The organism is Polymorphospora sp. A560 (assembly GCF_045781765.1).
GTDB lineage: Bacteria > Actinomycetota > Actinomycetes > Mycobacteriales > Micromonosporaceae > Polymorphospora > Polymorphospora lycopeni.
Map to the genome: position 1 here is coordinate 7,834,171 of NZ_CP122282.1, position 12,437 is coordinate 7,846,607.

The 12,437-nt window shown below is 66.9% G+C and carries 12 protein-coding genes; 4 read left to right on the forward strand and 8 right to left on the reverse strand.

Annotated features, from left to right (window positions below; all coding sequences use genetic code 11):
* Nucleotides 1-74: 74 nt before the first annotated feature.
* The 3 genes from QCD66_RS35195 to QCD66_RS35205 are packed head-to-tail and all read right to left on the reverse strand — an operon-like array spanning nucleotide 75 to nucleotide 3,737.
* Nucleotides 75-2,045, reverse strand: a complete 1,971-nt coding sequence (locus tag QCD66_RS35195; protein WP_375733155.1) for a DUF3732 domain-containing protein — start codon at nucleotides 2,043-2,045, stop codon at nucleotides 75-77.
* Nucleotides 2,042-2,524, reverse strand: a complete 483-nt coding sequence (locus QCD66_RS35200) for a three component ABC system middle component (RefSeq protein ID WP_375733154.1) — start codon at nucleotides 2,522-2,524, stop codon at nucleotides 2,042-2,044. Before QCD66_RS35200 ends, QCD66_RS35195 begins: the two co-directional genes overlap by 4 nt.
* Complete coding sequence (locus QCD66_RS35205) at nucleotides 2,511-3,737, reverse strand: ABC-three component system protein (RefSeq protein ID WP_375733153.1); 1,227 nt, start codon at nucleotides 3,735-3,737, stop codon at nucleotides 2,511-2,513. Before QCD66_RS35205 ends, QCD66_RS35200 begins: the two co-directional genes overlap by 14 nt.
* Before the next feature lie 367 nt (nucleotides 3,738-4,104).
* On the opposite strand from QCD66_RS35205, the gene QCD66_RS35210 reads away from it, so the two are divergent.
* The 4 genes from QCD66_RS35210 (at nucleotide 4,105) to QCD66_RS35225 (ending at nucleotide 6,784) form a co-directional block, all read left to right on the forward strand.
* Nucleotides 4,105-4,386: a hypothetical protein gene (locus tag QCD66_RS35210; protein ID WP_375733152.1), complete on the forward strand. Its 282-nt coding sequence runs from the start codon at nucleotides 4,105-4,107 to the stop codon at nucleotides 4,384-4,386.
* Nucleotides 4,387-4,444: 58 nt separating this feature from the next.
* Nucleotides 4,445-4,888 carry a hypothetical protein gene (locus QCD66_RS35215; RefSeq protein ID WP_407566786.1) on the forward strand — a complete coding sequence of 148 codons (444 nt, stop codon included), beginning with the start codon at nucleotides 4,445-4,447 and terminating at the stop codon, nucleotides 4,886-4,888.
* A 5-nt stretch (nucleotides 4,889-4,893) separates the two neighbouring features.
* Nucleotides 4,894-5,892, forward strand: coding sequence for an IS3 family transposase (locus tag QCD66_RS35220; protein ID WP_407566942.1), 999 nt, complete (start codon nucleotides 4,894-4,896; stop codon nucleotides 5,890-5,892).
* A 304-nt stretch (nucleotides 5,893-6,196) separates the two neighbouring features.
* On the forward strand, nucleotides 6,197-6,784 hold the full coding sequence (locus QCD66_RS35225; RefSeq protein WP_375736768.1) for a peptidase inhibitor family I36 protein: 588 nt from the start codon (nucleotides 6,197-6,199) through the stop codon (nucleotides 6,782-6,784).
* Nucleotides 6,785-6,851: 67 nt separating this feature from the next.
* On the opposite strand, the gene QCD66_RS35230 is transcribed toward QCD66_RS35225, so the two are convergent.
* From QCD66_RS35230 to QCD66_RS35250, 5 genes are all read right to left on the reverse strand, one after another.
* The gene (locus QCD66_RS35230; RefSeq protein WP_407566943.1) at nucleotides 6,852-7,886 is read right to left on the reverse strand and encodes a CU044_5270 family protein; all 1,035 of its coding nucleotides are present in this window, start codon (nucleotides 7,884-7,886) and stop codon (nucleotides 6,852-6,854) included.
* 1 nt (nucleotide 7,887) lies between these two features.
* Nucleotides 7,888-8,436 carry an RNA polymerase sigma factor gene (locus tag QCD66_RS35235; RefSeq protein ID WP_375736767.1) on the reverse strand — a complete coding sequence of 183 codons (549 nt, stop codon included), beginning with the start codon at nucleotides 8,434-8,436 and terminating at the stop codon, nucleotides 7,888-7,890.
* Between the two features lie 808 nt (nucleotides 8,437-9,244).
* Nucleotides 9,245-9,505: a transposase family protein gene (locus QCD66_RS35240; RefSeq protein WP_375736766.1), complete on the reverse strand. Its 261-nt coding sequence runs from the start codon at nucleotides 9,503-9,505 to the stop codon at nucleotides 9,245-9,247.
* Between the two features lie 277 nt (nucleotides 9,506-9,782).
* The gene (locus QCD66_RS35245; RefSeq protein ID WP_375736765.1) at nucleotides 9,783-10,862 is read right to left on the reverse strand and encodes a DUF6086 family protein; all 1,080 of its coding nucleotides are present in this window, start codon (nucleotides 10,860-10,862) and stop codon (nucleotides 9,783-9,785) included.
* On the reverse strand, nucleotides 10,859-12,160 hold the full coding sequence (locus QCD66_RS35250; protein ID WP_375736764.1) for a helix-turn-helix domain-containing protein: 1,302 nt from the start codon (nucleotides 12,158-12,160) through the stop codon (nucleotides 10,859-10,861). The genes QCD66_RS35245 and QCD66_RS35250 overlap by 4 nt, the downstream gene beginning before the upstream one ends.
* Nucleotides 12,161-12,437: the final 277 nt, after the last annotated feature.

Below are 12,437 nucleotides of genomic sequence, written 5' to 3' on the forward strand. Positions count from 1 at the left end.
GCCTGATTCGTAGTTCGGTCTAACCTCGCATCGCCTGGCTGACCGCGCACCGGCGCCTGGCCCGCGACTACGAACTACTCGTCCTCGTCGTCGATCGGTTCAATGATCCACTCCGGAGGTACGAGGGCCTGGCTGTTGCTGTAGCGCCAGCGCTCGACGACGTGGTCACGGAAGAGCGGATCGGCCAGGTCGGCGTGCTCGACGACGATGACCTGGAGCTCGCCGTCGAGCGCCTGGACAGTGTCGTTGATGGTCCGGTAGACATTCAGCAGGTGGCTGAGGTCGGTTCCCTGGGGTGTGGGCTCGTCAGTGTAGTCGGGCGGGAAGTACACCTGGGACGGCTGGTCGAGGATCAGCGTCCGCGGGACGGGTCCGCGGTGCTCGCTGAACCACTCGTGCAGGCTCAGCAGCGTGGCGACGTGGTAGCCCAAGTGGTTCTCGGCGCTACCCATGTCGGCGAGCCGAACAGGACCGTCGGCCGTGTCGGCGACGACAGTCAGCCGGTTGACGTCGAGGCGGATGGGCGCGTCCGAGTGGTCGAGCTCCAGCGAGGCAGCCTTAGTGCGGATGTTCTGGCTGATCAGGGACAGGTAACTGGTGAGCCGGTCGCCCTGGGTGTCATCACTCAGGAGCTCTTCCAGCTCAGCGATCTGTCGCTGGAGGTCGTCGCGGCGGTCTTCGACCTGCGGGGCACTCACATGCTGGGCGGTGGTGTCGAGGTAAAGGCTGATACGACCGCGACAATGGGCGGCCCGCTGCGCCTGGTCCGGCTCCTGCTGCAGCGCGCGCAGCCCGGCGCTGATCTCGTTGATCTCGTCCTGGCTGTGGAAGAGCGCCGCGCGCAGTTGCTGCAGCTGCTCCTCCTCCAGGGCCATCTGGCTTTGCAGGGCGGGTGTGTCGCTGCCGATTACCTGCAGATCGCCGTCGAGGCGTTCGAGGTCGTGCATGATCGTCGCCACCGTGGTGTTGGCCGAGGCGATTGGGCTTTCGCACACCGGGCACTGCGCGGCCTGGGAGGTGTCCGGGGACAATCGCATCAACCCGAGAGACGCGAGACGGCGGCGCTGCTCTCTTGCCTCGCCCGCGAAGTCGTCATTCTCCTCGACCGCGCGCTTGAGATCGGCGATGCGGGCCCGGGACTGCCCGACGGCGCGCCGCAGTTGGGCACGTCGGCCGATGGCGGCGGCCAACGGGTCGCCGTCGTTGTCCGGTCGGGACTCCACCTCTAGCCGGATGCTGCCTTCCAGGGCCAACCGCAGAAGGCCAAGGATCTCCTCCGCCGTCGGCTCGCTGTCGCGGTGCGGTACAAGCCCTGCCTCGACCGCCTCGGTGAGCAGTGCTCGGGCCTGGCCCGACGCTGGGCCGAGGTCGCGGGCCTGGGCGAGTTTGGCTTCAAGGTCGGAAAGGTCCCGGCGCAGGAGCCGCAGCCGGTTGCGCAGCGCTGCCTGTTCGGGGTCGACGGCGCCGAGGAAGTACGGGATCACACCCCGGATGGTGTTCGGTCGCCACTCCTCACCTTGGGAGTGGAACAGCAGGTCGGGGTTGGCGACCTCGTTCTGCGCCTGGAAGCAGAAGTACAGCGCGTGGCGAATCGACGGAGCGATGGTCTGGGCGCGGGCGACCGCGGGCACCTTGACGGTGCGGTCGATGCCGCAGAAGTCGCTGAGGATGTCCTTGGCGGTGTCCAGGGGCGTCGCGAAGGTCAGCTCCTCCAGTGGGGGAGGCGGGGTCTCTGGGGCCTGGGACAGGACACACAGCACGGTACTCACGGCGTTCCCCGGCTCCGGGGCGCGCCGGGCGACGAAGAGCTGCTGGCCGGGCTTCGCTAGGGTGACGGCGTAGGCGCCCACGTACTTGCGGACCTTGCCAGCCTTGACAGGGTAGTCGGAGCTAGCCAGGCAGTAGTCGATGATCGTCAGCAGCGCGCTCTTCCCGCGCCGGGAGTCACCCGTGACGATGTTCAAGGTGCCGGTGTGGAACGGGACTGTACGGACCTGTCCGGGCTGCTTGCCGTAGACGGTGACCGCTTGGATCTGAAAGGTCACGCTTGGACTCCCAGGAGCGTCAGGATGGTGCTGATACTGCCGGTGCTGGGCAGCCAGCGCCCGAGTTGGTGGGCGGCTTTCTGGACCACGGTGTTCTGTTCGGGGCCGTCTTTGAGGGCCGTCACGGCCCGTGGCTTCACCGTCAGCCCGGAGCCTTGAAGCCTGAGCACATCGCTCTGAAGGGCGAAAAGCAGGCCTGGTCGCACAACGGCGGCGAGGGCGGCGGCGTTGAGCCCCATGGCCACGCGCACGGCCTCGTTCTCGTCGAGCCAGTTCATCAGCCCGGTGCGGAGGGTGGCGGGCAGCGCCGTCCGGATGGACGGCTGGAGAGCCATAACCGCGGCGGTCACTGCGACTGGAAGCGGACAGACGGAGCGGTACTGCTTCTCGTAGCCCTGCACAGCCCGGACGCACACGAGTGCCGTGAAGGCCGGGTTGAACAGGGCGCGCTCCTCGCGGCTGAGGTCATGCTCGGCCATCAGCGGCTCCCGCCGGTTCCAGCAGAGCCGCCAGCCGCGCGCTGAAATCCGGATGCCACCCAACCTGCAGCTCGTCCGCGAGCATCTGGTACGACCCCTTGACGACGAACACCTCTTCACAGCCTGTGCGGATGCGAAGCCGGGCCTCCCGGTCGACCCACCTGTAGATCAGCTTGGCCTCACGCTTCATCTCTTCTTCGGTGGCTTCATCGCCGAGGTCTTCACGCATCTCGGCGAAGCGCGACTGCCACTCCTCCACGAGCCTGCGCTCATACGCGCCGATCTCGCCGGCACGTAGCAGGTTCTCGTTCGCCCAGCGGGAGCGCTGAGTGAAGGCCCTCACCCAGTCCCGAACCGCGTAGCCGATCCGCTCCGCGCCCACGTCGATCAGCCGGAGCTGATGCACGAACACCTTGTCGGCGGCATCGGCAGCGGCCGGGGCCGCAGCCGTGAGCGCGGCGATATCAGCGTCGATCGGCAGATTGTGCTCACCGATCTGATTGCGCAGATCATTGAACAGCTCGTCGAACTCGGCGCCGGTCACCGGATCCGACCCTGGGAAGCTCATCTGGACGGACGCCCGCTCGAAGAACCAGCCCTCAAGACGCTGAAGAAAGGACTCGGCGTACCGGCGCTCGACGGCCAGGCTTGCGTAACCGAGCAGGTCCTCCCTGATGGAGTCCATCCCCGGCGCGTCACCGATGACCTCGACCCGGCTGATGAGCTCGGCCCGGCGCTGCGCCCCGAGCGCGTCGAACGCCTCGAAGGCCTTGGCCAACGTCGTACTCTTCGAGGACTGCCGCGCCTGGACTATTAGGGCCTCGGCAGCCTGCTCGTCACGGTGCCCGCTTGCCTTGGGCTGCAGGAGGAACCCCGCGCTGCCGTCCGGCAGCTCTGCGGTGGTAATCAGGTAGAGGCTTGTCTCGGCAAGGTCGATGTGCCCCTCGGTGACGGCGTGTGACCAGACCCTGATTGTCTTCCACAGGTCCGACGACAGGTCCGTCAGTCTCACGTTGTCTGCCCGCTTCTTCAGCTGGGTCAGCTCGGTGTGCGACCCGATGAGTGCCTGGACATCGTCCGTTGCCTCAATCGCCACACTCCACTCGATCCCGCCTCTGGAGAGCTCCACGCACCGCTGAAGCGCCACGCGGAGCTGGTAGAGGTATCCGAGCGCTGACGCCGATGCCTCGAAGGGATTCTCCGGGCTGGTCATGCACCCACCGCCTCCCTCTGATTACCGAGTGCGGCGATCATTCCACGGCCGCGCCCTGTCTGCCAGGGTGAGTTGAGGCCAGCGGTTCATAGCAAGTCTGTCTGACGGGGCGAGTTCAGGATCGAGAAGCGTTGACTACTGCTGAACCACCGCGTTCATCGCCGTCACCGACGTTCGTCTACGACAGCCGGAGGCATGACCTACGGATGGCCGGTCTCGCGGTCCCGGCAGGGACGCCGGGCGGTTGACCGGGGTCGGTACCTGGAACCTGACAGGCTCAGGCACCGACCCACGCGACCGTGATCGCACACCGTCACTACTATCGGGGCATTCGGGTCCGCCGCAGCGTCGATCGGACGGAGGAGACATGGCCCAGGTCCCGACCGTTGCTTCGATAGTGCAGCACTACTTGACGCGGCACGAAGACGGTCGCACGCTCCACGACATCGCCGATCGGTTGCGGCAGCGGACGGGATCAGGCTCCTCATCATCGATCAGCGCCTGGGTGAGAGGGCAACGGATGCCTGCCCTCAAGCACGTCAGGGCGTTGCGCGCGACCCTCGGATGCGTGTGTCTCGATTACAGCGACGCGGCGATCGCCGATGCCTACAGCAGAGCGAGCGCGGCCCACTTGGTCAAGATGGTGTGAGACACCCCGTGTGAGTGGGGTGCTGACCTGAGGGCGGGGATCGGAGATCCTTGTGTACGTGTCCACTTCATCTGGCAAGGAGTCGGCGTCCGGTGGCGGGGCTGATCCGGCGCCGAAGCCGTCGCGGCGGGTTTTCAGCCCGGAGTACAAGCTCGCGATGGTCGCCGAGTACGAGAGCGCCGCGAACGGGGAGAAAGGCGCGATCCTGCGCCGGGAGGGCTTGTACTCATCGCACATCATTGAATGGACGCGAGCCCGCGACGCCGGGCAACTCGGCAACGGAGGCGCCGAGAAAACGGACGCCGCCACGACTGTGGCCGGGGCGCGAGTGAAGAAGTCCGCGGAACAGATCGAATTGGAGAAGCTGCGCCGGCAGAACGAGAAACTGCAGGCGGATCTGAAGAAGACCCGTATGGCGTTGGATATTATGGGAAAAGCGCACGCGCTCTTGGAAGAACTCTCCGAGAGCGCGGACGACGACAGCCCGCCGAAGAGATCCTGACCGCCGTGTTCGGCGAGTTGCGCGACGCGGATATCTCGGTGCAGCGGGCGTGCGCGCTGACTGGGACCTCGCGGGCGACCTACTATCGGCGGGCGAAGCCGGTCGGACCGCGGCACGGGCCGTGGCTGCCGCGGACCCCGCCGCCGCAAGCGCTCAGCACGGCCGAACGTGACCGGGTGCTGGCGGTGTTGAACTCGCCGGTATACGCCGACCTGGCGATCCCGCAGGTCTGGGCCCGGGAACTCGATGCGGGCAGGTACCACTGCTCGATGTCCACGATGTATCGCATCGCCCGGGCGGCCGGGCAGAGCCGGGAACGACGCCGGCTGGCGACTCATCCACCCCGGGTGCGTCCAGAGCTGGTCGCGACCGGGCCCGGTCAGGTGTGGTCCTGGGACATCACCGCGTTGAAAGGACCCGTCAAAGGCGTCTGGTACAGATGTTACGTCGTTATTGACATCTACTCACGTTACGTCACCGGCTGGCTCGTCGCCGCCGGTGAGGACGCGATCGTGGCCCGTGACTTCCTGGCCGACGCGATCAGCCGTAACGGGATCGAGCCGCACACCATCCACGCCGACCGTGGCGGCGCCATGGTGTCGAAGCCGGTATCGGAAATGCTCGTCGACCTCGGAGTCCTACGTTCGCATTCCCGGCCTCGGACCTCGAACGACAACCCGTACTCCGAAGCTCAGTTCAAGACGATGAAATACGTGCCGGACTTCCCGGATAGGTTCGGATCCCTCGCTGACGCGAGAGCCTTCTGTGACGCCTTCTTCACCGCCTACAATCACGAGCATCGGCATTCCGGGATCGGCTGGCACACTCCGGCGTCGGTGCACTACGGCACCGCCGAGCAAATCCGTGAGCAACGCCAACGCGCCCTCGACGCGGCCCACGCCGCCCACCCGGACCGGTTCAACCGCCGGCCGCGCGCACCGAAACTGCCCGACCAGGCCTGGATCAACCAGCCGACCCAGAAGGAACAGACCGTCTCAGTTTGACTTGACAACTACCGCTTGGCCAGGCGCCGGTTCAGCAGACGCAACAACGGGTGCGAGCCGAAAGCCACCGGCGGGCTTCAGCGGACTGGCAATGATGTTCGACTATTCGCGTGAGTTGCGACCTTTGGAGCAAACTTCGCCTTGCGTGGTTTCAGGGTCGCCCGGCCGAAGCGTAGGGGTCTAGCTTCGGGAACAGGTTGTCCGTCTCCCCAACGACAAGCCGCTGGGGAGACGGACAGTTCGCAGCCGTGGTGCAGCCACACCGCGGCCGCTGTCGCCCTCATTCCTGTCCTAAGGAGGTTGTATGAGGACGCGTACCAGACTACCCGTAGGAGTGGTAGTCGTCGTTCTTTGCGTCATCGCCCTTGCGACTCCGGCGAGTGCGAATCCTGCCAAGGAGGCCGTTCGCGACACGTCGTTCGCCTCGTTCCAAGGGCGCATGATCGACCTTTCGAAGAGCTGGGAAGGTGCCGAGGTCTGCGCCGTCGTATCGCGTAGCGACGTGCGCTGCTACGCCTCCAGAGAGGAGTCGATCGTCGCCCTGGCTCCCACCACAGCAATCAACGGTGGGGCTCAGAACACAGACGGAACAGTTGGGTTGTTGTCCTGGAACGGATGCGCGAACGGCTGGTTGTGCATTTACGAACACGCAAGCTACGGCGGTCGCCAACTCAGCTTCAATGATGAGTACTGGCACGATCTGGACGAGTGGGGATTCAAGGATCAGACATCGTCGTGGACCAACAACCAGGGTGGCTGGGTTTTCGGATGTTCAGGAAGCGACAGTGGAACTCTCGGCGACGGTGCCGGTGACAACCGCACGATGACGGACTGCACGGAGGCGTCGAACCTAGGAAGCTACAACGACAGGACCGAGGATATCCACGGCTGACATCTGTTCAGCCTTGACAGCACGGTCGGGCGGGTGGCGCTGGGGCGCCGCCCGTCCGACCTGCGCGTCAGCGGGGCATCGCCGCGTACTCGGCGACAAGGTACGTCCGGTAGGAAGTGACGGCGGGGATCGTCACGTTCAATTTGCCTGCGGTCGTGGTGAGAACCTCCTCGTACCCGAGCAGTGCACCGGATAGTGGATCGATGATGATGGTGTACTGGGCGGGTAGGCCGTGGAAGCTCGAGGTGATCGAGAACGCTTCTCCGTTGCGGCCGGCGCGGTCGGTGACGGTTCCACTCGCCGTGATGCCGGGAAGGTCGGCGAGCAGCCTCAGTACCGCTGCACGCTGTGCCGGGTTCAGGAGTCGGACCCCGGCAAGCTCGGCGACGTCTTCCAGGTACTGCACAGGCTCCTCGCGCGCGGACCCGCCCGCGGTAAGCCAGCTGCGCAACGCGTCGACGTCCGCTGGCACCTCGCCCCGCCACCCGGGGCGAAGTTCGCCGGCCGCGAAGTCGCGTCTGGTCTCCGACTGGTTGATCCGTTCGCCCTGCTGTTCCCAGGTCCTGCGGTCCGCGTCGGATCGGAACGTCGGCGGTAGAGACTTCACGACCCGGCGGCCGCCGTCGTCGTCGGTGCGCCAGGATCGCCACTGCTCGGGTACGACAGCCGATGTCACCCGCTGGCCCGATGTCGCCGAGTTGAGGAACCAGTTCGCCGATTCCAGGTACTCCACCGTGCTGGCCGGCCGGGACGGTGCCGCCTGCAGAGCCGCCACGTCCGCCAGGTGCCGCAGCCGTGTACCAGCGGGCTCTGCGGTCGCTGACGGGCCGTAGGCGAGAACGACCGGGGTGGCCGCGTAGGCCGGCTGGGACTCCCGCCCCATCTCGACCAGAACCCCGCCAGCGGCCACCACGGCCACCGCCGCGCCGGCCACCAACAGGACACGACGCCTAGGAGCCGGCCGCCTGACGCTGATCGCCCTGCGGTCGGTCGCGAGGATACTGGTCAGCTCCCGCGCCCGACGTCCCTCGTCTACCGGTGGCCCGCCCCGAGCAGGATCCAGACCGCCCAACATCTGGCGCATCTCATCAACGGCCTTCATCTCACGCACCCCATTCCGACATCGACGGCGCCGTCAACGACGATCGCCCCGCCCCATCACTGACCGCACCAAGCCGCGCCCGAAGCCTGCGACGAGCCCGCATCAACCGCATCGCAAACGTCGCCCGTGAGCACCCGAGAACGACCGCCGCCTCAGCCGGACTCAGCCGCTCCCAGGCCACCAGCCGCAAGATCTCCTGATCCGCGGCCGATAATTGGTCGAAGGCCACGGCCACGTCGCGTTGACCGATCACCTCGTCCGCATGGTCGGCCACCACCGAACGGTCAGGCTCCGCCGCCATCCGCAGCGTCAACTCCCGCCACCGCCGACGACCTCGGGCCTCGTTGGCCAATACCAGCCGAGCCACGCCGTACAACCACGGCAGCGCGGCCCCGGCCGGAACATCACCCAGGCGGCGCCACGCCACCAGGAAGACCTCGGCAACAACGTCACCGACGTCGGCACCGACAACCCGCCGAGACACGTAACGCCACACGTCGCCGTGATGACGTTCGTACAGCTCGGTGAATCGATCTTCTGCCAGGTCCATGGCACCTCCTACTGTGCTTATGTCCGGCACCAGCAGCGACATCACACCCAGCAACGAAGCAATCCCGAGGTATCGGCACCGCACTTTCGTGGCCACCGTGCTCCTGATCGGCGAGGCTTAGGCACCAAAAGGACTCCCTGGGCTCATCCCAACCGGCCGCCCCTTGCCGAGACCGCAGGGAAGGACCGAGGCTGGCTTACCTAAGAGCCTGGGAATGAGGGGTCCGGACGGGCGGTGGGCCGACCAATGATCGATGATGCTTTGCGTGTCCGACGTGGTCGCGTGACAGCAGGTCCGGCCTTCAGCGCGAGCGAAGGTGCCTAACCATCACGACCGAAAGGCCCCCTGTCTGTGTACCCTGTCGCCGGCGTCGGTGTTCCCGCCGCCGAGTCCACCCTCGACCACCACCTACCCACCACCCGACCCCGGTACTACCTGACCGCCATCACCGACACCGAACGGGCGATCTCGCCTCGCGCGTCCCGGCCGGCACACGCATTCAAAACATCGAGAGGTAGCGATCGAAACTCGGCCTTATCCTGGAGGCACGAGCCGCCCCTTGCTGACGGTAGCGGGCAGACGAGGATTACGCCGACAGCCCGATCGCAGGCGGCCATCAGCTGCCAGGCCGCGTTGTCGGTGGTGCGCGGTCCACACAGGGTTTTGCCGTCGACCTCGATCGCTCGCCGGGTCGTCGACGCTCCCGCAGCCCGGCCGGTGAGCAGAAGCTGACCGCCGTGGTCAGTAGCTGCAGGTCGATGGCCTGCAAGAGCCGGCGGATCATTGCTTCGGACGGGCGTCGGTCCGGTCACATGCCCAGCGCGACCGCCGTCGCCGCCGGCACGTCGGCGATCCACTCGGCGATCGCGGGACCGGTGGAGCCGGCTACCACCGCGCACACCGCGGCGGTCACGACGACCGCGAGTCCGTACCGGACGCCTCGCTGGGCTCGCGGATCCGGAGGATCGGCCAACACTGCGAGCAGTCCGCCAGCGGCTTCGGGAACGGCTAGTGCCGGTGCGAGTGCGTGAGGCACCGGCGAGATCAGCGATGATGGCAAGGCGGGCATGACTCGCTTCGGCGATCAACACGGTGTAGAACCTTGATGATTTTTCGAACCAGTCATGTTGTCTTGCCGCCATCAACAACGGCGCTTCTGTTCCAGCCCACTCAAGTCGGACACCATCACGACTTCGCCGGGGCCCGGGGGGGGCGGGGCGACCGTCGCATGGTTCGAAGGGTCGCAGACTCGACTCCGAGCTACAGCTGGCTATCGCACGTGTGCCCTCCGGACTCTGCTGGCTGGTAGGGGTCACCTATCGGGGATTGTTTTAGTGCGTGATCGGTCACGGCGGCGTTGCTGCTGCGGCGTCGGATCGGCGTGGGGTGCGTCGGATGGTGATCTGGGCGTCGGGGTGGTTGTCGGTGAACCACTGTTCGAGTTCGGTCCCGTCGAGCAGGCGGGGGTTGTCGGTGTCGCTGACGTCGCATGGTCCCCAGATGCAGCCTGTGGCGCCGTCGAACTGGGCGCCGGCGATCTTGGCACCTTCGAGCCTCATCCATCCGTTGTCGAATCTGGCGGCGCGTAGGTTGGCGCCGCGCACGTCGGCGCCGTTGAGGGAGGCGAGGTGGAGTGCGGCGCCGGACAGGTCGGCGTCGCGGAGGTCGGCGTCGAACGCGGAGACGCCGCGCAGGTCGGCGGCGCGCAGGGTGGTGGCGCGTGCGGACACCTTGTAGAGGTCGGCTTTGCGGAGGAAGGCGCCGGTGAGGTCTGCGTGGTCGAGGCGTCCTTGGGTGAGGTTGGCTTTGTAGAGGCGGGTGTCGCGTAGTGAGACGCCTTTGAGGTTGCAGTCGCATAACCAGGCGTCGTCTAGGGGCATCCGGTCGAGGACGGCGCCGCGCATGTCGATGTCGTATCCGCCGCCGAAGAAGGTCGGTATGTAGTCGCTGCTGCCGTCGCGTAGTCGGGTGTGGGCGGTGTCGAGGTAGTCGGCGAGGAACTCGGCGGCGAAGGGGTCGGTCGGCCACCGGGTGGGTTGCCAGGTGAGGAAGTCGCGGACGTGGTCGGTGAGCCGGGCGGTGTGGTCGACCGCCGCGCCGTGGTTGTGGTCGATGACGTGCATGTTGGTGTGGCCGGGTAGTGGTGTCTCGCCGACGAATTTGGCGCGGGCGACGGAAAGCCAGCCGGCGGCCAGGGCGTTCTTACAGTCGTGGCGGGTGGCGTCGTACCAGCGGGTGACGGCGGCGACGAGGACGATGAACTGTTCGAGGTCGACGACGTACCTGTCCTGGTGCGGTGGTGCGATACCCGAGGGGGTGGCGGTGATCTGGGCGAGGGTCTGCGCTGTCCCGGCGAACAGGGCTGCCATCGAGTTCGACGGATTCCACAGCGCCTTGCCGTCGGTGGTCTGGAAGGACCGGCTCATCGGTTTCCCCTGGGGCCGGTAGTCGGGGTGTGGTGTGGGTCGTTGGCGGTGCGGGTTGCGGCTGTGCGGTGGCGTGCGTCGTTGGTGGTGCGCGGGGCCGCTGCGGTGGTGGCACGGCCGGCGGTCTCGTTCGGTTGGGTGGGTGGGCTGGCCGGGTCGGGGACGAGGTTGTGGGCGGCGGTGTGGAGGTGGTCGTGGGCGACGGTGAAGCGCAGGCTGCGGGGGTGTTCGAGGTAGAGGCGGCCGGCGAGGCTGTGGGTGACGGCGACGGGTGGGTAGGGGTCGGGCATGTCGAAGACGGTGAACGGGGTGTCGTATCGGGCGGCGGTCTCGTGCCCGTCGGGCAGGACGCGGATGGTGTAGCGGGGCTGGTTGGCGAGTGCGTGCAGGTGTGCGATTTGCTGCTCTGCCAGGTGGGTGTCGCCGACCTGGGTTCGTAGGGCGGTTTCGGTGATCACGGCGGACAGCCGGGTCTTTCCCTCGTGGAACGTGTTGCGGCGGGTGGTGTGGGCGGCGACGGCTGCCTGGTGTTCGGGGGTGGGGTGGTGGATGCCCATCTGGGTTTGGATGAGGCGGGCGGTGTACTCGGGGGTTTGGAGCAGGTCGGGGATGCGGGTGGTGGCGTAGTAGCGGATGGCGGTGGCGCGGGTTTCGAGCCAGGCGAGGTTGACGTAGGGGCGGTAGTCGAGTTCGTCGCCGAAGTCGACGTCCCAGTGGTCGCCGTGGCGGGCGTCGAGGGCGAGGGAGCACAGTTGGTCGCGCTGGCGGTCGTCGAAGACGTGGTAGAGGTCGAGCAGTGCGGTGACGGTGTCGTACTTGAGTTTGAGTTCGCCGCGTTCGAACCGGCCCACGCTGCTCCAGTCGACGCCGAACTGCGTACCGACCTGTTGCAGGGTGAGCCGGCGGTCGACGCGTAGTTGTCGGAGTTGTTCGGCCAGCCACTGGTTACGGACGGTGGGCCGGTGACGTTCGGGGAAGGGCACAGCGTTCTCCTGCTGGTCCGGATTACTTGGCGGGATGTCGTCGCGGTCCCATGCGTCGCGCCGGTGGGTGTCTGCGTCAAGGTGCAACAGCGTGGCGCGGCGGCGACCGTCGGTGAGCTGGTAGACGTCGAGTAGCGAGGCGACCCCGTCAAGAAACGGCCACTCGGCCTTTTCTCGTCTGGCCAGCGCGGAGTGGTCGATGCCGAGGTGCCGGCTGGCGGTCTTCAGGGCGACGCCGCGTTCTTTGCGCAGCCGGCGCATCTGCTCGGCCAGCCACCGCGCGCGCAGGCTGGTCGGCGGCCGCTTGTATGGCACGACACTGCTCCTTGAGGAGATGGGCATTATCGGGGGCGGGCCGGGTGTGGCCGGCGGCGTCTGGGGTTCCTCAAACCCGCGGCTGGTCACGGTGACGGGCCCGCCAGTTGCGGGGTCGGCGTCGACGGGTGCTGCGTTGGCCAGGGTCTTGTTGGGTAGGGGGATCAGGCTGCCGACGGGGCGGGACCTTCGGTGGTCGAGGCCCTGACGGGTCGTCGCCGGTTCGCCGGTGTCGGGTCGGCGCAGCAGTTCACACAGGGTGTAGGTTCCGCCGAGG